Consider the following 20,395-nt stretch of genomic DNA (forward strand, 5'->3'; position numbering starts at 1 on the left):
TCAGAGAGATCCAGATCCCCGATTTTTTTAAAAATTCGGGGATCTTGTTATTCATGAATGATTTACTAATCCTGTTACTTGTAGCAAATCTAATTCCCTGGCAAATATTTCATCAATTGGTAACATTTGCCCCTCACTAGTCATAAATTTATGATCTTTCGTAGCTCGAATTACTGAACCATCTTCTAAACCATATTCAAACACTTCTTGATAACCACGATTATGCCACTGAGCAATCGGTTGTGTATACACATAACCATTATGATCAACAGTGTAAACAGTACACTCAATTCTTTTTTCGACTATTTCTCCGATTGGCAAAAACCCATATTCTACAGTTAAAACTTCAGTGTCATAACTCAAGCAATATTCGGCAAATTTTAACATTTGCTCAAATAATGCATCTGCAATTTGTTGCTTGACACCATTTTTAGCTGCACCATCCATGAATTTTTCTCGCTGCTTCTGCATCTCAGAAACTTTCTTTTTACCCATTGCTCGGCGCAGCAAATCAGCTTGACCTAAAGAATATCCAGCCATATCCTGAGCAATTTTCATAATTTGCTCTTGATAAACCATAATTCCATAGGTTTCATCTAAAATTGGTTCTAAAATAGTGTGTTCATAATCAATATTTTCCCGCCCGTGTTTGCGGTTAATAAATTTCGGAATTAGCCCCGCATCTAATGGACCTGGTCGATACAGCGCCAAAATCGAAGAAATATCTTCTATATTAGAAGGCTTTAAATCACGTACTATCTGACGCATCCCAGAAGATTCTAGCTGAAATACTCCTTCTAATTCACCTGCTTCTAATAATTCATAAGTCTTTTTCACATCTGGGGGAAGTTTCGCGCCTTCTCCACCTTTCGCTAGTATTTTCTGCGCTTTTCTTTCTTGAGCAGTAATTACATAGGGGTCAATCTTAAATCCATGATTACTTTCAATTAATTCGATGGTTTTCTGAATCATACTCAGATTTTTCAAGCCCAGAAAATCCATTTTTAACAAACCCAGTGATTCTAAATCTTCCATGAAATACTGGGTAATCACAGAACCATCATTATTTTTCTGAAGTGGCACAATTTCATCTAATGGATCAGCAGAAATGACTACACCTGCTGCATGAACACCGAAGGTTTTGTTAGTTCCTTCGATGCGAATTGCCATATCTACCCAATGGCGGACTCTCGGATCATTATCATATCTAGCTTTAAATTCTGGTTCAGGAGTGTCATCAGAAATCATCACTTTCAATTTGGCAGGTTTTCCCCGCGAAACGGGAATTAATTTCGCCATTTTGTCTGATTCTGCATAAGGAATATTTAATACTCTGGCGACATCTTTTAAAACTGCTTTGGAAGTCAGACGGTTGAAAGTAATAATTTGGGCTACTCTTTCTGTACCGTATTTTTCTGTGACATATTCTATCACTTTATCTCTTTGAGAAATACAAAAATCTGTATCAATATCCGGCATAGATTTCCGTTCTGGGTTGAGAAATCTTTCAAAAAGTAAGCCATGATGTACAGGATCGATATTAGTAATTCCCATGGTATAAGCTACCAAAGAACCTGCGGCAGAACCACGACCTGGTCCAACTGGAATATCATTATCTCTGGCAAATTTGATGTAGTCCCACACAACTAAAAAATAGGTGGAAAAACCCATTCGCTGAATCATTTTTAATTCATATTCCAGCCTTTCTTTGTAAGCTAAATCGATTTCATTGCGAGATTTGCGATTGAGTTTTTGTAAGAGTCCTTGCCAAGCAATTTCTTCTACATAAGTATCAGCAGTATGACCAGATGGAATTGGATAATTGGGAATCCGAGGATCGCCCAAAATATTGTACGGTTCGATTTTTTCTGCTACTTCTACAGTATTAGCGATCGCTTCTTCAATGACATCATCTGGCAAATGATCACGAAATAGCTGTCTCATCTCTTCAGCGGATTTTAAATACTCTGTACCGCTATAACGCATCCGGTTATCTTCAACTATTAATTTTCCTGTTTGGATACACAACAAGGCGTCGTGTGCTTCGACGTCATAACAGGAAATATAATGAGAGTCATTGGTAGCGACAATTTTTATGCCTAATTCCCGCGCGATTTTGACAATTTCGACATTGACAATTCGGTCTTCGGGAGAACCATGATCTTGAATTTCTAGATAATAATCTTCACCAAATACATCTTTATACCATTGAGCAACTCGGCGAGCTGCATCTAGTTTCCCAGCCAAAATTGCTTGGGGTACTTCTCCGCCCAAACAGGCACTAGTAACGATTAAATCTTCATGGTATGTTTTGAGTAATTCTTTGCTAATACAAGGACGAGAAAAAATACCTTTGCCTTGTACACCTTGGAGATGGGAAATAGTTGTTAATTTAACTAAATTTTTATAACCTTGAGTATTTTTTGCTAAAACAATTTGATGATAACGAGGACGGCGTTCTTGTTTAGTAATATCGCCGTTGATAATGTACATTTCATTGCCGATAATTGGCTTAATATTTTTGTTACGACAAATTTTGATGAGTTCGATCGCACCATACATGACACCATGATCCGTCAGTGCGATCGCTTTAATATCCAGTTCGATGGCACGATCCACTAAATTTGGTATTTGACTAGCACCATCCAACAGACTATAGTCACTATGAATATGCAACGGCACAAAAGACATATAAGTTTATTATTGAGGGAACAGGGATAAAAACAGTTATCAAGCTGATAACTGACAGCTAATAAGTTTTCAAAGCTACGGTATATTAGGATAGCTCAGTTTGCAAATATTAAGAGTTGTATTTTTTGGAAAAATTATCTTGGCAAAGTGTTGTTTTAATGGTGACATCACCCGCTTATGCTTTAAGCAATGAAAGAAATAGACAGCATTGATCAACCAGAAAAAAAAGGCCGTTCTTGGTGGCAAAAAATCCCGCTGACATTACAAATTATTATTGCTTTAATATTGGCGATCGCAGTCGGATTTGTACTAGGTGCAGGTAACCCCAGCCCAGCAAATGAAGCCCTAATCAAGAACCTAGCCATTCCCGCCGAGTTAATACTTAAGGCTCTGCGCGCCCTAGCTCCGCCGTTGATTTTGGTAGCAGTGCTGCATACTTTCATGACAGCAAATATTCCTGGTACTGCTGGACGACGCCTAGCGGTGTTACTGCTTACCAATACTACAGTAGCAATATTTATCGGACTTTTGGTAGCAAACATCCTGCGCCCTGGTACATGGGGACGTTTGTCAGCTCCAGGTGGTACAGGCTTGCCACAGGAAAAATTCGATCCCTGGGGACTGATTCAAGACGCAATACCAAAAGCAATTTTAGAGCCTTTAGTCAACAACAATGTCATCCAGTTAATTGTAATTGCCTTATGTTTTGGTATTGTTCTACGTGCCATTAAGTCGGAGATGGTGGCACAAGACAAAAATGAATACAAGCCCATTGAAAACGTAATTTCAATTTTGTTTGAGGCTGTGATCCGTATCTTAAACTGGGTGATAAGTTTAGTACCCCTAGCTGTTTTTGGTATCGTCGCCTCTACAGTTGCCAAAGAAGGTTTCGAGCCGTTTATCTCTTTGGGGGCGTTTATTTTGGCAGTGTTAATAGCACTGATGCTACAAGCTTGTTACTACCTAAGTAGAGTTAAATTTGGTTCTTGGGTAAAACCAGTAAATTTCTTGCGTGGTGGTTCCGACGCCTTTATGATGGCTTTTTCCACATCTTCTTCCGGGGCAACAATGCCGGTCACCTTTGAAGTTTTACAAACAAAAATAGGCTTACGGGAATCTTCCGCAGCCTTAGGGGCATTAGTAGGAGCGAATTTCAATAATGATGGTACGGCTCTTTACGAGGCGATGTCTGCTTTGTTTATTTCCCAAGTATTAGGACAACATTTAAATATTGGGCAACAGCTTCTTGTCGTTCTCACTTCTATCTTTGCTTCAGTCGGTGCGGCGAACATTCCCAATGCTGGACTAGTGACTATGACTCTCGTATTCACTTCCGTCGGTTTGCCTACACAATATATTGCCGTACTTGTAACCGTAGACTGGTTTTTGGATCGCTGTCGTACTGCTATTAATGTAATGGGAGATATGACTGTCAGTGCTTTACTCGATGGTAAGAGGGAGCGGGGAGCGGGGAGCGGGGATAGGGGGGATATGGGAGACGAGAAAGACAAGGGAGCTAGTTATTGACACGCTTCAGATCAGACAAATTGATTGATATTTAAACTATATAGAGACGTTGCAGTGCAACGTCTCTACATGCCCAAACTTATAAATAAAAATACTTAAGCGAAGCGTATTGTCCGATTCCCAAACGCGAGTGCGTCTTTATACGAGAATCCCTTATCGCCCATTCCTAATTAGAAAAAGGCCCCTTAGCATCACATTCCCTCCTCCAGCATTTTTTGAGAAGTTCTATTCTGTAGAGATGAGCGAAGCGTCGAGGATTCAATTCTAATTTGGTAGTAGAACTAAACAAAGGCTGATTCAGATATTGCAACAGAGGGAATTTGAGCTTAGTGTGTTTTGGAGTCATAGGAGCAAGACAATACTATAAAGATTAAACTTCGTCGCCGTAGAGAGCATCCGTTTTCAAAGATGCCGATTACTTATTGCCTAGTTAAACCGTACACAATGTATATTCAGTTGTCTTTAGGGCAATTGCGGAAAAAAAGGGAAGCTAATTGCTCAATTTTGTATGTTATTTTTTTATAGGTATCTTAAGTAACCATTTAATTTCGTGAATTAACATAAATATATAAGAATAAGTGGTTAACTGACTGTCTCTTCTAGCTTTTATAGAATCTATCCGGAATTCTTCCGAACCTCCTGACAGTGGCTAGTTTGTAAACCTATCTCTACAATTCTATATACCTACTCTTTTCCTACGGTAATTTGGAACTTGCGTCAATTAAAGATTTCGTAAAGGCGATCGCCTCTTAAGGTGATTTCCCAAGTGACGCTAGTTATATTTTTTACAAAAATATACAGAGAGTAGAGGGCAGTAGACGCTGCATCGGCTACTTCTGTGAAGTCGCTACGCGCCTACCGTAGGTAGTCAGTCCCAATAAAAACATTTCATGAGCCTTGCATGAAATCTGTTTTTCTAAAAGGTTGTGATAGTAAATAATTTTCTATTAATGCGAATATATTAGTATAAATTTAAGCAATATTTTTATTTTTAAACATATGAGTTTTAGCGTCTGGATTAATAGATTGCTACTAATTTCTTTGATGCTTATATCTTTAACTGTTGTGCTTGTAGTCGGGAAAGTAAATTTACAGCAAAATAGCAGCAACTCAGCAAATACAGATGTAGATCCTGCTGCTTGGAGTCCAGCCAAAGTCCAACTACAAGCGGCGAGAGAGCAAGAAGAGGAATTTCAAGACTTTTCCAAATCATTAACAAAGACTAGTCCAACTCCCAAGCTTGAATCAAAGAATAAACAAGCAGACAAACTGCAAAATTCTCCTACACCATCAGTTGCTCAGGGTTCTGCGGATAAATCTATATCAACAAATAAGCAAGCAGAACAATTACAAAATATTCCTCTATCTTCGTTTAAAACAACTAAAGCTTTTAAACAATATACACCCAGTTATGAAGTTGCTTTAGCTAACCCAAGTAATTATGGAGAACGTTTTATTACAGATATCAATGGTGTACCGATTAACAACCAAGCCATTATAGTACTTCACGAAACAAGTGATTCTGCATCTAGTGCGATTAATACCTTTCAAACACCCCATACTGATGAAAAAAAGCAAGTAAGTTACCATAGCTTGATTACACTAGATGGGACAATTATCTATATAGTCCCACCGGACAAACGTGCTTTTGGTGCTGGTAACTCAGTTTTTGATGGATCAAACGGGCCAGAAACTGTACAAACTAATCCTGGTTTAGAACCATCGGTGAATAATTTTGCTTATCACGTTTCTCTAGAAACACCACCAGAAGGTCGTAACAATGAACCGTATCACATCGGTTATACCGATGCACAGTATTATTCTCTAGCTTGGTTAATTGCTCAGAGTAGCGTTCCAGACGAGCGCATTACTACCCATCGAGATGTAGATCGTTCAGGTACAAGAATTGATCCCCGCAGTTTTGATTTTGATAAGTTTTTCAACTTACTTCATTCTTTTCGTCAGCCGATATCGTGAAAAGGGATCGGGGATCAGGGATCGGGGATTGGGGATTGGGGATTGGGGATCGGGCATTGGGCATTGGTTATTGCTAAGAGCTCCCTTCACAGATGAAAACTATATATTTTCTGCGTTTCCAACTGTTCACAACAAATTGATGAAGGTAAGGTATCTGCTGAGAAAGTTTGGCGGTCTAGTTGCACTTGCAGATTACTTAGGGGATCTATACCAGGAGAAATCAAAAACTCTAGCTTTTGTACATAAGGTAGACTGACAACGTAATCAAGAATTTGCCCGATCGCTTGCACATAAGGATGATTTTTTTGTTTGTACCAGTCATGAGTTGCTAGTCGTGGTTGATCAAACCCCAGATGTACTGTTAGAGATGGTTTGTCAAACAAGGCGATCGCTAAGGGACGCGCTTCTTCTTGTAATAATAAATCATGAGTTTTCGCTAAATGGCGTAGTTTCTCCAAGCGTTCGTAGCGTTCTGTCACTCCTTGTGGGTCATCTTCCCAGTGGATCGCCATTGTCAGCAAATATGTTTGCAACAGCATGTGACCCAATTTTGTCGCTTTTGTACTCAGGTAATAGGAGTTGTAGTCATTAGCTTCAATTAATAATGGCAGGCGATCGACTACTTCTAGACTATAACCTTTTAACCCCGCAATTTTACGGGGGTTGTTGGTAATTAAACGTATTTGATGTACACCTAAATCCATGAGCATTTGCGCTCCCATGCCATAGTTACGCAAATCCGCTGGAAATCCTAAACGTTCATTAGCCTCAACTGTATCCAGCCCCATATCTTGTAATGAGTAGGCTTTTAATTTATTAATCAGTCCAATTCCTCGTCCTTCTTGGCGTAGGTATACTACAACACCTTTACCCGCACTTTCAATCATTTTCAAGGCTGCTTGTAGTTGCATCCGACAATCACAACGCAGAGAACCTAAAGCGTCACCTGTTAAGCATTCTGAGTGCATTCGCACCATCACCGGCTCATCTTGAAACGTCGCTGGATCACCTTTAACAATCGCTACATGCTCAGTGTTGTCTAATGTATGACGATATGCATAGATATTAAACTGTCCGAATTGACTGGGCAATTTGGTGACAGTTTCGCGAATAATCAAGCGATCGTGCTGAAGACGGTAGCTGATTAAGTCCGCAATACTGATAATCTTCAAGTTATGCAGTTGAGCATACTGAATTAATTGTGGTAGTCGCGCCATCGAGCCATCAGGATTTTGGATCTCACAAATAACTCCAGCTGGGTATAGCCCTGCTAATCGAGCTAAATCAACACCTGCTTCTGTATGTCCGGCTCTTTTTAAGACACCTCCCTCCTTGGCACGTATAGGGAAGATGTGACCAGGGCGGCGTAAATCGCTGGGTTTTGTGGTGGGATTAATGGCAACTTGGATAGTCTTAGCACGATCTTCCGCGGAAATACCCGTAGTTACACCCAGATGAAAGCCAGCATCTATACTTATAGTAAAGGCCGTTTGATTATCGTATGTAGTATTGTGGCTCTCGGCAACAACATTACTCACCATCAAAGGCAAGTCTAATTCATCTAGGCGATCGCCCGTCATTGCTAGACAAATCAACCCCCGCGCTTCTACCGCCATGAAATTGATTGTGTCTGGAGTCGCAAATTGAGCAGCACAAATCAAATCGCCTTCATTTTCTCGGTTTTCGTCATCCACTACCACAATGACACGGCCAGCTTTCAAATCTGCCAAAGCGGCGTCAATCGAATCAAATTTAAAGGCTTGGGTTGAAGTTGTCTTGATCTGAGACACGGATTTTAACTACCAAAGGTAAATTTTTTTTACAAATCCTATATATCAGATTGTACCGTAGTCGTTGATCATTGGTCATATTTTCACGCGCCCTAAGATGAGTTATTTTTCATATAACATAGCGAAAAAGTCTACCGCTAAAATTAGGTTTTAGTACTCAAATTCTGTCATAGTTCAACAATCATCAGGGGTTAGCTATTCAATCTTGCGCCGTCATATGCTAGGAGCTAATAGCTTTGAGCTAAAGCGTCAATTGTTGATAGCTAACAATAGGTTAACCAAAAACGGATAAGGATCTTATTATCATGGGCAATTTGAGACGCGTACCCGTTGGGATTGTAGGCGCGTCAGGCTATGGTGGTGTTCAGTTGGTGCGTCTACTGATTGATCATCCAGAAGTAGAACTTGTTTACTTAGGTGGTGATAGCACTGCTGGTAAGCCGTTTGGGGATATATACCCACATTTGGCTCATACAGTCAATCTATCGATAGAAGCAGTTGATCCAGAAATTATTGCTCACCGTTGTGAAGTAGTTTTTCTCTCTGTACCGAATGGTCTGGCTTGCCAGCTTGCTCCAAAATTACTGGAGAAAGGATGTAAAGTACTCGATTTGAGTGCTGACTATCGATTTACCAACTTAGCAACTTACACAGCTTGGTACGGTAAACAACGTCAAGATACTGCTACTGCGGCAACAGCAGTGTATGGACTACCAGAATTGTATCGCGATCGCATTGCCGAAGCCCAATTAGTCGGGTGTCCCGGTTGCTATCCTACCGCCAGTTTGCTTGCACTCTCTCCACTCCTCAAACAAGGGTTAATCGTCCCCGAAACAGCCATCATTGATGCTAAATCTGGCACATCGGGCGGCGGACGGGAAGCTAAAATCAACATGTTGTTAGCCGAAGCAGATAACTCTCTAGCAGCCTATGGTGTCGCCCGTCACCGCCATACACCGGAAATTGAGCAGATTTGCAGCGAATTAGCAGGTCATGAACTCACCATTCAATTTACTCCGCATCTCATCCCGATGGTGCGCGGTATTTTATCCACAGTGTATGCTTCCTTACGCGATCCTGGCTTAGTCAGAGATGACTTAATTACCATTTACCGAGCTTTTTATCGCAACTCTCCTTGGGTGAGAATTTGTGATCCCGGTATTTATCCCCAAACCAAATGGGCTTGTGGTAGTAATCTTTGTTATATCGGTATAGAAGTTGACCCACGCACAGGCAGAGCGATCGTCATGTCAGCGATCGACAACCTCATCAAAGGACAGGCAGGTCAAGCAATTCAGTGTATGAACATCATGATGGGCTGGGATGAAACTTTGGGATTACCGAAGTTAGGATTTTATCCATAACGGGGAAAGGGGACAGGGGATCGGGGAAAGGGGATCGGGGAAAGGGGACAGGGGATCGGGGAAAGGGCATGAATCAGTTAACATTTAACAGTTAACAGTGAGCAGTTTAATTTTGATAACTGATAAGTCTTCCTTGTCCTCCTTGTCCCCCTTGTCCCCTTTCCCCTTTCCCCGATCCCCGTTCCCTATTTTGGCCCCATACCTACAACACCAGCATATACGGCGCGATCGCCTAATTCATCTTCAATTCGCAGCAAGCGGTTGTATTTTGCCACCCGTTCGCTACGACACAGAGAACCTGTTTTGATTTGACCTGCACGAGTGGCGACAGCAAGATCAGCGATTGTTGTGTCTTCTGTTTCGCCAGAACGATGGCTGATCACTGATCGCAAACCGTTGCGATTTGCCAAATCAATGGTTTCCAAGGTTTCGGTGAGTGAACCAATTTGATTGAGTTTAATTAGAATTGCGTTACTAGCTTTGAGATCAATACCCTTTTGTAGGCGAGTAGCGTTCGTAACGAATAAATCATCTCCTACCAACTGGACGCGATCGCCTAATTTCTGAGTAAGTAACTGCCAATTTTGCCAGTCTTCCTCGTGCAACCCATCTTCAATTGAGACAATCGGATATTGATCAACTAGTTGTCCGAGATAGTCAACAAACTCAGCTGGTGAGTGGGGCTTACCATCATAAACATACTGCCCATCTTTGTAAAACTCATTAGCAGCCACATCCAACGCCAAAGCTACTTGTTCCCCTGGCTTGTAACCAGCTTTTTCAATCGCAGCAACCAGCAATTCTAAAGCCACCTGATTTGACTCTAAATTAGGTGCAAAACCGCCTTCATCTCCCACACCAGTAAGTAAACCCTTCTCATCTAAAACCTGGCTAAGGGTAGCGAATACCTCCGCACCCCATCGTAACGCTTCTCGGAAAGACAACGCCCCGATGGGAACAATCATAAATTCTTGAAAATCCACATTATTTGCTGCATGGGCGCCACCATTAATGACATTCATTAATGGCACAGGTAACAAATTTGCTAAAGGGCCACCCAAATAACGATATAAGGGAATATCTAAGGATTCTGCACCTGCTTTGGCTGCTGCTAAAGAAACTGCCAATATCGCATTCGCCCCCAGATTAGACTTGTTAGGAGAACCATCGAGAGTGATCATCGTGCGGTCAAGGAATTCCTGATTCAGGGCATCCATATGTAATAATTTTGGGAAAATTATATCCTTGACATTTTGTACAGCCTTAAGTATTCCCTTACCCCCATAACGGCTTTTATCTCCATCGCGTAATTCGTGGGCTTCAAAAGTACCGGTTGACGCACCACTCGGAACCTGCGCCAGTCCCACAACACCATTAATTAAATGTACTTCTGCTTCTATTGTTGGTCTACCCCGCGAGTCAAGAATTTCGCGAGCCACAATTGCTTCAATGGCAGTATCAATCATCTATTTGTTTGTCCTTTTTGTGAATTAGTTCTTACCGCTGAACACAAACACTCACAGTGGCTGGCTCGACTATCTAGCATAGGATGTTGGGAGATGCTTGAGGGAGAGATTAATGAAGATTTTAGGGGTTAGGGATTGAGGATTGAGGATTGGGTATAACGTAACTCAAGCAGAATCTATCGTAGTTCCCAGTCCTTCAGTTTCTGTGTCTCAAACCACAGTTCAACATAGATGCACATCGATAAATTTAAAAATAGTTCATAGTTGCTTATTGCTTATTGGTTGTTAGTTGTTAGTAATTGTTAACCATAACCAATGCCCAATTCTCTATGCCCCATGCCCATCCCTCACGAGTTCCTCATCTTTTACCTGTAGCTTGCAAGTAGTACTCTGTCAACCGCAGTTGCATGTCGAAAAAGACTCGGTGCAGTTTCCGAAATATTAATACTTAACTGACGTATATACATTCTTTACAGATAAAAAACTATGACTCAAAATAAAACCGACTCATACATGTCACTTATGGAGATTCCTGCCGGATATCTTAACATTATGGGCTATGTAGATGAATCTGAAGTGAATGGCCCTGGATGTCGTGCTGTAGTTTGGGTACAAGGATGCTTGCGAGAATGTCCAGGTTGCTTTAATACAGAATCTTGGTCATTTGAGATTAATCAACTTGTAACTATAGATTATCTGGCAGAAAAAATTCTCAGTAATTCCCGCAATCAAGGTGTGACTTTTTCTGGTGGCGAACCCTTTTGGCAAGCAGCGACCTTGGCAAGTGTAGCCCGCAAAGTTAAAGCAGCTGGACTCAACGTCATGTCATTTACTGGTTTTACTTTAGAGCAATTACAATCTGAATACGCTCCTGCTGGCTCTCAAGAATTATTAGACCAGTTAGATATACTTATTGATGGTCCCTACATTCAATCACTAGCGCTAAACTCACCCGATTCTCCTGTTTCATCTAGTAATCAACGGGTTCACGTTTTCAATCCAGCTTTGCAAGATAACATTTCTTGGGCAAGCGATCAAATCGAAATTCATATTTTTAAAGATGGTAGCCGACTTGTAACTGGCTACCGGGGAAAATTGGAATTGGGAGATTAGGAGATTAGGAGATAGGTTTGGCACAGCAACAAGTTGTGTCGTTACGACAACAAGTTGTGATCTAACGACAACAAGTTGTGTCATAACGACAATAAGTTGTGTCATAACGACAACAAGTTGTGTCGTAACGACAATAAGTTGTGTCATAACGACAACAAGTTGTGTCGTAACGACAATAAGTTGTGTCATAACGACAACTTGTTTTGACAACACGTAAACGCTTGGCAGTTTAGAATATTTAGAGAACAATCACGACCAATCACCACAACCGGAGATAGTTATGCGACTTCTACACACAATGCTGCGTGTTGGCAATTTGGAAGAATCGCTGAAGTTCTATTGTGAAATTTTAGGAATGAAATTGCTGCGCCAAAAAGATTATCCAGGGGGAGAATTTACTCTGGCTTTTATTGGTTATGGTGAGGAAAGCGACCACACAGTTATTGAATTAACTTATAACTGGGGCGTGGATAAGTATGATTTGGGTAATGGCTACGGTCACATAGCCATCGGAGTCGATGATATTTATGCTAGGTGTGAAGAAATTAAAAAACGTGGTGGGAAGGTAGTACGAGAACCAGGGCCAATGAAACATGGTTCTACGGTCATTGCTTTTGTAGAAGACCCAGATGGGTATAAAGTAGAACTGATTCAACTGGGTACTCAAGGTTCTACTGCCAAACAGGAAGAACAAAAACTTGTAACTCAGTAATTCTGAGACAGAATTGCGGGAGTATAGAATTGAGCGTCAAGCAATACCGACCATGGAGGATTGATTCGCCAAAAATCTTAGCAGGGGGTTTAGTCGGTTGGGGTATTTTTACCCACACTTACTTACCCTCAAGGGCGAATTCTCTGGAACTTCAACAGCCACTAGAAACTCAAAACCCTGACTCAAGTCTACAAGCGGCGATGCCAGAGGTTAATATACCCACAAATCAAAAAGTGGAAGTATTACCTCCAGATACTGATAATAGTACTTGGCAAACAGAGTTTTCCGCGATCGCCAACTCTAATTCGTCAGTAAAAAATAAATCGCTTGGTAGTCTGGGCGTCAATTCTGATTTACTAACACAGCAAACCTCTGTCTCAGAATTGTCTGATGTTAAACCCACAGACTGGGCTTATCAAGCACTAAAATCACTGATAGAAAAATATGGTGTCATCTCTGGTTACACAGATGGCACTTTTCGTGGTAATCGACCCATCAGCCGTTATGAGTTTGCTGTAGCTCTAGCAGCTACCTTAGATAAGGTATATGATACTATTGCCCAGACGATGAGCGATCGCTTAATCCGCGAAGACATGGTTGTCTTACGGCGATTGCAAAAAGAATTTCGTTCGGCTTTGGATGATTTAAACCAACGTGTGGATAAATTAGAAGCACGCAACAGCGAATTACAAGCACATCAATTTTCTACGACTACCAAACTACATGGTGAAGCGATTATTGCTTTGAGTGATGGTAGTGATGCTAATAAAACTGTAATTTCTCGTACGCGCTTAACCCTATCTACTAGCTTTAATCAACAAGACGTACTTGTGACTCAACTAGAAGCTGGTAACAATGGCGGTGATGCGATAGATTTGGCACAACAAGACGATGATAACTTGCTAGGAACCACTGGTTTAATCGCCAATGGTGGTGGACTTGATTATGTAGAAGTAGACTCTGATCTCAAGTTGAGACGCTTACACTATACTTTTCGCCCTTCCCAAGATGTAGCGGTGACAGTAGGTGCAAAAATGTCACCACGAGATTTTATTGATCGTAATAAATATGCTAATAACGAAGCAGTTGATTTTAGTTCTAGCTTCTTTCTAAATAATCCTCTGATTGTCCAAAATCAAGTTGATCGCAATGGGGGTGCAGGTGCTGCTGTGCAGTGGAACCCTGGTGATGGTGAATTTACACTGCGATCGCTTTACATTGCTGCCGATGCTGACCAACCAAATTCTACCAGCACAGAAGGGGGTTTGTTTGGCGATCGCTATCAAGCCAGCGTAGAAGTTGAATACTCGCCCAGCGACAAACTAGCCTTGAGACTGCAATATACAAATGCTCTGATTAATAACACAGATATTAATGCCTTTGGCGTGAATGCCGAGTATAACCTCAACCGGAATGCAGGCATTTTTGGACGCTTCGGATTTGGTAACTACAATGGATATAATACCGCCATTGATGAGGATTTAGATTTACATCCAGTGACATGGGCTATAGGTGTGGGTTTCCGTAACCTCTTGCTTCCTGGTACAGTTGCGGGTGTGGCGATCGGTCAACCTTTTGTCAGCGAAGATTTAGGAAACGCAACTCAGACAAATTATGAAGCTTTCTATAATCTCCAACTTAGTGACAATCTCAGTATCACCCCAACTTTTTCACTAGTAACAAACGCCGATAACGACAGTTCTAACGGTACTATTTGGCAAACTACCCTTAGAAGTGTATTCTCATTTTAAATTGGGGATCGGGGAGCAGGGAGCAGGGAGCAGGGAGCAGGGAGCAGGGAGCAGACTTGTTAAATAATTCTTCCTTGTCCTCCCCTCTCTCCCCTCATTTCCTTGTCCCCGATCCGCGATCCCCAATCCCCGTACTCTATGAGAAGCCGCTGACGCGTCTACGCGAAGCGTCTCCTCTGGAGAATCCCCGATCCCCAATCCCTAAAATCTGCAACCGTAGATACAAGCGGATGGCAGCAAATCATGCTGGGATAATCATTTAAGAATAAATAGATGAAAATAAACTTAACTATATTACGAAAAGTAAATGCATTGGAAACCCTTACAAATGACCAATGACAAATGACCAATGACGACCCTAAATAGTATCAGACGTGCCATGGCACGTCTCTACATTTGTGCCGACATACTTATTATGTCCGTAGTAGTTTAAAATCCAAAATCTAAAATCTAAAATCTAAAATTGTAAAGATGCAGCCTACAGATCCAGATAAATTTACAGATAAAGCTTGGGAAGGAATTGTCAAATCTCAGGATATAGTACGTGCTTATCAACAACAGCAATTAGATGTAGAACATTTAATAATTGCTCTATTACAACAAGAAAATGGGTTAGCAGCACGAATTCTGAATCGTGCTGGTGTAGATGCTAACCGTTTGCTACAGCAACTAGAAGATTATATCCGGCGTCAGCCCAAAGTTGGCAGAAGCGATCAGCTTTACTTAGGGCGCTCTTTAGATACTCTGTTAGATTTAGCCGAAGAAGCAAGAGTCCGGATGAAGGATTCTTACATCTCTGTAGAACATATGTTGCTGGCTTTTGTGGAAGATGAACGTATTGGGCGACGGATTGTCAAAAACTTTAATCTAGATTCTGCCAAGTTGGAATCTACTATTAAAGTAGTTCGTGGTAGCCAAAAAGTGACAGACCAAAATCCCGAATCTCGCTATGAAGCTTTGCAAAAATTCGGTAGAGACTTGACAGAACAGGCAAAAGCTGGAAAACTTGACCCGGTCATTGGACGAGATGACGAAATTCGGCGAGTGATTCAGGTATTATCTCGGCGTAGTAAAAATAACCCGGTCTTGATTGGTGAACCAGGAGTTGGTAAAACTGCGATCGCAGAAGCTTTAGCACAACGTATTATCAATGGTGATGTCCCGGAATCTCTGAAAAATCGCCAACTTATTGCCCTGGATATGGGTAGTTTGATTGCTGGAGCCAAATACAGAGGTGAGTTTGAAGACCGTCTCAAATCAGTTCTCCGGGAAGTTACTGAATCCAATGGTCAAATTGTCTTATTCATTGATGAGCTACACACCGTTGTGGGCGCGGGTTCCGGACAACAAGGCTCAATGGACGCCGGCAATTTGCTCAAACCAATGTTGGCACGAGGAGAACTACGGTGTATTGGTGCTACTACTTTGGATGAGTATCGTAAATACATTGAAAAAGATGCAGCCTTAGAACGGCGTTTTCAACAAGTATTTGTTGATCAGCCCAGTGTGGAAAATACTATTTCTATCCTGCGCGGACTCAAAGAACGTTACGAAGTCCACCACAATGTTAAAATATCAGACTCAGCGTTGGTGGCAGCTGCTACACTTTCAGCTAGGTATATTAATGACCGCTTTCTGCCAGATAAAGCCATTGATTTAGTAGACGAAGCCGCCGCCCAGCTGAAAATGGAGATTACCTCTAAACCAGCAGAATTGGAAAATATTGATCGTCGCCTGATGCAGCTAGAAATGGAAAAGCTATCCTTGGCGGGAGAAGAGAAAGCTGTACCGCAAACCAAAGAGCGTTTAGAGCGAATTGAGCTAGAAATCAGCAATTTAACCGCCAGACAGCAAGATTTGAACGGACAATGGCAAGGTGAAAAGCAATTATTAGAGGCGATTAGCGCCTTGAAGCAAGAAGAAGAAAAATTACGGGTACAAATAGAACAAGCAGAACGGGCTTACGATTTAAATAAAGCTGCCCAATTAAAGTATGGCAAATTGGAAGGAGTACAACGCGAGCGCGAGGCGAAAGAAACTGAACTCCTGAAAATTCAGAGTCAAGGTAAAACCCTGTTGCGGGAACAAGTGACTGAAGCTGATATTGCTGAAATCGTCGCCAAATGGACAGGAATTCCCGTCAATAGTTTGTTGGAGTCAGAACGCCAGAAATTACTTAAACTCGAACACCATCTGCACGAAAGAGTCATCGGACAACAGGAAGCTGTCTCAACTGTTGCTGCTGCTATTCGTCGCGCCCGTGCTGGGATGAAAGATCCTGGTCGCCCCATCGGATCATTTTTATTCATGGGACCCACAGGAGTTGGGAAAACCGAACTCGCCCGTGCTTTAGCCCAGTTTCTGTTTGATTCCGATGATGCGCTAGTGCGGTTGGATATGTCTGAGTATATGGAGAAACACTCGGTTTCTCGGTTAGTCGGTGCGCCTCCAGGATACGTGGGTTACGAAGAAGGCGGTCAACTGTCGGAAGTGATTCGCCGTCGTCCCTATTCGGTGGTACTGCTGGATGAAGTGGAAAAAGCCCACCCCGATGTATTTAATATTTTACTACAAGTACTTGATGACGGTAGAATCACGGATAGCCAAGGGCGAACCGTTGATTTTCGCAATACTGTGATTGTCATGACAAGTAATATTGGTAGCGAACACATCTTGGATGTTTCTAGTGATGACTCCCAGTATGAGAAAATGCGAAATCGGGTAATGGATGCTTTGCGATCGCACTTCCGCCCCGAATTTCTCAACCGCATTGATGATTTAATTATCTTCCATGCCCTCAATCGCAGCGAAATGCGCCAAATCGTACTTATTCAACTCAAACGGGTAGAAAACCTCTTAAGAGAGCAAAAAATCTCTTTAGAAATATCTCCTGCGGCGTGTGATTACTTAGTAGAAGTCGGATACGACCCAGTTTACGGCGCCCGTCCGATTAAACGGGCAATTCAAAGAGAAGTAGAGAATGCGATCGCTACCAAAATTTTAGAGAATACCTTTATTAGTGGGGACACAATTGTCATTGATAAGGCAGATCACGACTTAACCTTTAGTAAAAAAAAGGTAGTGCAAATACCAGTACCAGAAAATACCAACTCCTACATCCTGGAAGCATCCCGCGAAGCATAGTTAAAAGGGATCGGGGAACAGGGGGGGAGTAATGTAGAGACGCGATGAATCGCGTCTGGGAGTGTGGGGAGCAGGGAGCAGGGAGACAAAGGAGAATACCAATGCCCAATGCCCAATGCCCAATGCCCAATGCCCCATCCCCAATGCCCCATCCCCAATGCCCAAAAAGGTGTCATACCCTCCTTGACAAAGACTGAATCATGGAATATCCTTCAGTCGCAAAGAAAAATTTTTTGTCAACTTATGCTTTGGTCAAAACAAATACACTACCCTCGTTACCCCTGCCAATTCGTAGTTCGCTATCTAAGTAAGTGATATCCAACCAGCCTTGTTGTTCGTTGCTGTTGAGAGAAAAATCAATAGCAGTAAATTTTTGACCACCTTCTATTTGTTGGATATATTTGTCTGGAGACTTGTAGTCTATTAAACGTTGGAAGCCAAGTATTGATCGCTCAAATTTCACTTGGACACGACGACCTGAAACTGGTTCAAATTTGGCAGCGACGCTAACTATACCTTCAAGAAAAGGTAAACCATAAATTTCAGCAATGTTGTAAACGCTGTTAGTTTTAACACGAATACATTGATAAATTTGTCCCAGTTTATACAAAGGGAAGCGATCAAGATTCAAAAGTGCCTTACTGGTGGTATAAAGAAGTCGCCAATTACCATCAAGTAAATCGCCAGCTTCCACCGGGCGTGGTGTGGGATTAAGGTCTTCGAGATTGGCGATCGCCATCAAAATAGCTTGTCTATCTTGTTCGCTTGCCAAAAGACCACGATTTTTACCAGCAATAGCTTCTAATAAAGTCGCTTTTGTGAACATCGCCTGTCACCTAAAACAGTATTAGTCTCAATCCAGAACAACAAGAAGTTGCTGTCTTTGTGTATTGCGTCGTACAAATAAGGTTTTCGCATAAGCCAGGAAAAGAGAAATATAAAAGATTAAAGGAATAGATTTTTCCTTTCCCTTACTCCTGATGCTTTAGCCAAAAATACTTAAGTAAGTAGGCAAAAATAAACATAACTATGTTAAGAAATATAAAATTGCCCAAACGCTTACTAATAACATAGACGCGCCTTCTTCGGCTACTTGCAGAAGTCGCTTACGCGCCTACCCGTAAGGGTAGGACAAATGACAAATGACGCTCCTAACGAGTTAGCAATTATTACTTTTGCAAGATGCTCAACCATAAAGTAACTATCAGTATTTACTTTATTGATAGTAAAAACAAAAAAGTTGTCGGATTTTGAAAGTAACTGGTTGAATGATCAACTAAAATCTTTCGTATCAAGTGATAGACTCTTAATGTCAAGCTATAATAGCTCTCCTTGTATCTAAAGTCTGATATGCTAAATTCCCCATTACGTGAAGAACCTCGTACTCAACGTGCTACTGTAATACCATTAAAGCAAGAATCCTCTCTTTTGGATTGGTTGCAGAATAATGGCCGCCTGATCGCACGTGATACCCAAGAGCAAGAGCTTGGAGAAGATAACGAAGAAGAAATTTCGGAATTTTTGGGTGCTGATGATGGTATTGCCGATTATGACTTTGATGACGATGATGATATAGTTCCAGACGAAGAGTAATCAACTTGAAGATTACAAAAGATTAAACAGTCAAGAGCTTAACGAGTCCCTATTGTTCATCTGTCGTACAAGTGTGGAGTGAGGGGAAATATCCGTGGACGCTAAATTATCTCCTGACCAGAGGTTGAACATTTCTGGCATAGGTTTAGTTTCGGTTTTAGGTATAGGGTTAAGTGTGGCAACACTAATTTTGGATGACATGGCAAATAGATTGCCATGGACTAGCACTTCCCTTACCTTGCCATTTCTATTATGCGCTGTAATTTCAGCAGCCGTGGGCTTTTTTGTCGTGCCAATGCTGCAAGCACTCAAAACAGGGCAAATCATTCGCGAAGACGGCCCTCAAGCTCACTTAAAAAAGGCAGGTACACCAACAATGGGTGGTATCTTTTTTGTTCCTGTCGGAGTGATAGGTGCTTGTATATTATCAAACTTTGATACAAAAGTACTAGCAGTTTCGGCATTAACGCTAGGTTATGGATTAATTGGCTGGATCGACGACTGGCAAATTTTGCGCCGCAAGTCCAACAAGGGTATTTCTCCTCGCATGAAGCTTGCTCTACAGATTGGCTTTGCAGTTCTGTTCTGTGTTTGGATGTTTTTTAATCAACCTTCTAACATCACAAATTTAGCTTTACCCTTTGGCTTGTCTTTACCTTTAGGCTTGCTATTCTGGCCTCTGGCGGGTTTTGTATTAGTAGCAGAAAGTAACGCTACCAACTTAACAGATGGAATTGATGGATTAGCCGCAGGAACAGTTGCGATCGCATTACTAGCTTTGGGAGCGCTGGTTGGTTCCACTTCACCGGAACTGATGATTTTTTGCGCTGCTTTAAGCGGTGGTTGCTTAGGCTTTTTGGGACACAACCGCAACCCAGCTCGTGTTTTTATGGGAGATACAGGTTCTCTGGCCTTGGGAGGAGCCTTAGCTGCTGTGGGACTGCTAACTAACAGTCTAGTAGCATTGTTTATTCTCAGTGGCATCTTTTTTGTAGAAACCCTGTCTGTAATGGCGCAAGTTAGCTACTACAAAGCAACTAAAGGCCCTGATGGTAAAGGTAAACGTTTGTTTAAAATGGCTCCGCTACACCATCACCTTGAACTTTCAGGTTGGTCAGAACTACAAGTAGTCGCCGTGTTTTACATGATCAGTGCAATTTTAGCTGTCATCTGTTTGGCGATCGCCAAGTTCTGAGATTTGAAACGCATATAATCACAATAAATAACCTCCTCATACAGAGGAGGTTATTTGTTTGAAAGCAAAATA

Annotated in this window: 13 protein-coding genes; 9 read left to right on the forward strand and 4 right to left on the reverse strand. The window is 41.7% G+C overall.

The genetic code is table 11. From position 1 onward, the window contains the following. Window positions 1-51: 51 nt before the first annotated feature. Window positions 52-2,691, reverse strand: coding sequence for a trans-splicing intein-formed DNA polymerase III subunit alpha N-terminal partner DnaE-N (locus tag B4U84_RS15785; protein ID WP_017310068.1), 2,640 nt, complete (start codon window positions 2,689-2,691; stop codon window positions 52-54). 189 nt (window positions 2,692-2,880) lie between these two features. On the opposite strand from B4U84_RS15785, the gene B4U84_RS15790 reads away from it, so the two are divergent. Together B4U84_RS15790 and B4U84_RS15800 are read left to right on the forward strand one after the other, a co-directional pair. Next, a complete protein-coding gene (locus B4U84_RS15790; protein ID WP_131119341.1) occupies window positions 2,881-4,218 on the forward strand; it encodes a dicarboxylate/amino acid:cation symporter in 1,338 nt (445 codons plus the stop codon). A 999-nt stretch (window positions 4,219-5,217) separates the two neighbouring features. Next, entirely contained in the window at window positions 5,218-6,195 is a 978-nt protein-coding gene (locus tag B4U84_RS15800; RefSeq protein WP_131119343.1) for an N-acetylmuramoyl-L-alanine amidase, read from the forward strand. A gap of 86 nt (window positions 6,196-6,281) precedes the next feature. On the opposite strand, the gene ribBA is transcribed toward B4U84_RS15800, so the two are convergent. Further along, a complete protein-coding gene (gene ribBA / locus B4U84_RS15805) occupies window positions 6,282-7,985 on the reverse strand; it encodes a bifunctional 3,4-dihydroxy-2-butanone-4-phosphate synthase/GTP cyclohydrolase II (RefSeq protein WP_131119345.1) in 1,704 nt (567 codons plus the stop codon). A gap of 305 nt (window positions 7,986-8,290) precedes the next feature. Here ribBA and argC point away from each other — a divergent pair, with 305 nt between their 5' ends. After that, window positions 8,291-9,349 (forward strand): N-acetyl-gamma-glutamyl-phosphate reductase, encoded by a 1,059-nt coding sequence (argC, locus tag B4U84_RS15810; RefSeq protein ID WP_131119347.1) that lies wholly within the window; start codon window positions 8,291-8,293, stop codon window positions 9,347-9,349. A gap of 185 nt (window positions 9,350-9,534) precedes the next feature. Here the strand turns inward: argC and eno are convergent, their stop codons facing one another. After that, window positions 9,535-10,815 carry a phosphopyruvate hydratase gene (eno, locus tag B4U84_RS15815; RefSeq protein ID WP_131119349.1) on the reverse strand — a complete coding sequence of 427 codons (1,281 nt, stop codon included), beginning with the start codon at window positions 10,813-10,815 and terminating at the stop codon, window positions 9,535-9,537. A gap of 486 nt (window positions 10,816-11,301) precedes the next feature. Here eno and B4U84_RS15820 point away from each other — a divergent pair, with 486 nt between their 5' ends. From B4U84_RS15820 to clpB, 4 genes are all read left to right on the forward strand, one after another. Next, window positions 11,302-11,928 carry a 4Fe-4S single cluster domain-containing protein gene (locus tag B4U84_RS15820; protein WP_131119351.1) on the forward strand — a complete coding sequence of 209 codons (627 nt, stop codon included), beginning with the start codon at window positions 11,302-11,304 and terminating at the stop codon, window positions 11,926-11,928. Between the two features lie 280 nt (window positions 11,929-12,208). Beyond that, window positions 12,209-12,640 (forward strand): lactoylglutathione lyase, encoded by a 432-nt coding sequence (gene gloA / locus B4U84_RS15825; RefSeq protein ID WP_131119352.1) that lies wholly within the window; start codon window positions 12,209-12,211, stop codon window positions 12,638-12,640. Between the two features lie 29 nt (window positions 12,641-12,669). Continuing rightward, the gene (locus B4U84_RS15830; RefSeq protein WP_131119354.1) at window positions 12,670-14,391 is read left to right on the forward strand and encodes an iron uptake porin; all 1,722 of its coding nucleotides are present in this window, start codon (window positions 12,670-12,672) and stop codon (window positions 14,389-14,391) included. A 471-nt stretch (window positions 14,392-14,862) separates the two neighbouring features. Continuing rightward, complete coding sequence (gene clpB, locus B4U84_RS15840) at window positions 14,863-17,535, forward strand: ATP-dependent chaperone ClpB (protein WP_131119358.1); 2,673 nt, start codon at window positions 14,863-14,865, stop codon at window positions 17,533-17,535. Between the two features lie 241 nt (window positions 17,536-17,776). Here clpB and B4U84_RS15850 read toward each other — a convergent pair whose 3' ends face one another. Further along, the gene (locus B4U84_RS15850) at window positions 17,777-18,361 is read right to left on the reverse strand and encodes a PAP/fibrillin family protein (RefSeq protein WP_131119362.1); all 585 of its coding nucleotides are present in this window, start codon (window positions 18,359-18,361) and stop codon (window positions 17,777-17,779) included. A 524-nt stretch (window positions 18,362-18,885) separates the two neighbouring features. Here B4U84_RS15850 and B4U84_RS15855 point away from each other — a divergent pair. Both B4U84_RS15855 and mraY read left to right on the forward strand, forming a co-directional pair. Beyond that, complete coding sequence (locus B4U84_RS15855; protein WP_017310081.1) at window positions 18,886-19,128, forward strand: DUF3134 domain-containing protein; 243 nt, start codon at window positions 18,886-18,888, stop codon at window positions 19,126-19,128. Between the two features lie 94 nt (window positions 19,129-19,222). Continuing rightward, window positions 19,223-20,323: a phospho-N-acetylmuramoyl-pentapeptide-transferase gene (gene mraY / locus B4U84_RS15860; protein WP_131119364.1), complete on the forward strand. Its 1,101-nt coding sequence runs from the start codon at window positions 19,223-19,225 to the stop codon at window positions 20,321-20,323. Window positions 20,324-20,395 lie beyond the last annotated feature (72 nt).

It is taken from the genome of Westiellopsis prolifica IICB1 (genome assembly GCF_004323185.1).
GTDB classification, from domain to species: domain Bacteria; phylum Cyanobacteriota; class Cyanobacteriia; order Cyanobacteriales; family Nostocaceae; genus Pelatocladus; species Pelatocladus prolificus_A.

What these genes read in the sequence shown, in the direction of transcription:
- B4U84_RS15785 (WP_017310068.1), bottom strand. Translation starts at nt 2,691, where the DNA reads ATGTCTTTTGTGCCGTTGCATATTCATAGTGACTATAGTCTGTTGGAT.
- B4U84_RS15790 (WP_131119341.1), top strand. Translation starts at nt 2,881, where the DNA reads ATGAAAGAAATAGACAGCATTGATCAACCAGAAAAAAAAGGCCGTTCT.
- B4U84_RS15800 (WP_131119343.1), top strand. Translation starts at nt 5,218, where the DNA reads ATGAGTTTTAGCGTCTGGATTAATAGATTGCTACTAATTTCTTTGATG.
- argC (WP_131119347.1), top strand. Translation starts at nt 8,291, where the DNA reads ATGGGCAATTTGAGACGCGTACCCGTTGGGATTGTAGGCGCGTCAGGC.
- eno (WP_131119349.1), bottom strand. Translation starts at nt 10,815, where the DNA reads ATGATTGATACTGCCATTGAAGCAATTGTGGCTCGCGAAATTCTTGAC.
- B4U84_RS15820 (WP_131119351.1), top strand. Translation starts at nt 11,302, where the DNA reads ATGACTCAAAATAAAACCGACTCATACATGTCACTTATGGAGATTCCT.
- gloA (WP_131119352.1), top strand. Translation starts at nt 12,209, where the DNA reads ATGCGACTTCTACACACAATGCTGCGTGTTGGCAATTTGGAAGAATCG.
- clpB (WP_131119358.1), top strand. Translation starts at nt 14,863, where the DNA reads ATGCAGCCTACAGATCCAGATAAATTTACAGATAAAGCTTGGGAAGGA.
- B4U84_RS15850 (WP_131119362.1), bottom strand. Translation starts at nt 18,361, where the DNA reads ATGTTCACAAAAGCGACTTTATTAGAAGCTATTGCTGGTAAAAATCGT.
- B4U84_RS15855 (WP_017310081.1), top strand. Translation starts at nt 18,886, where the DNA reads ATGCTAAATTCCCCATTACGTGAAGAACCTCGTACTCAACGTGCTACT.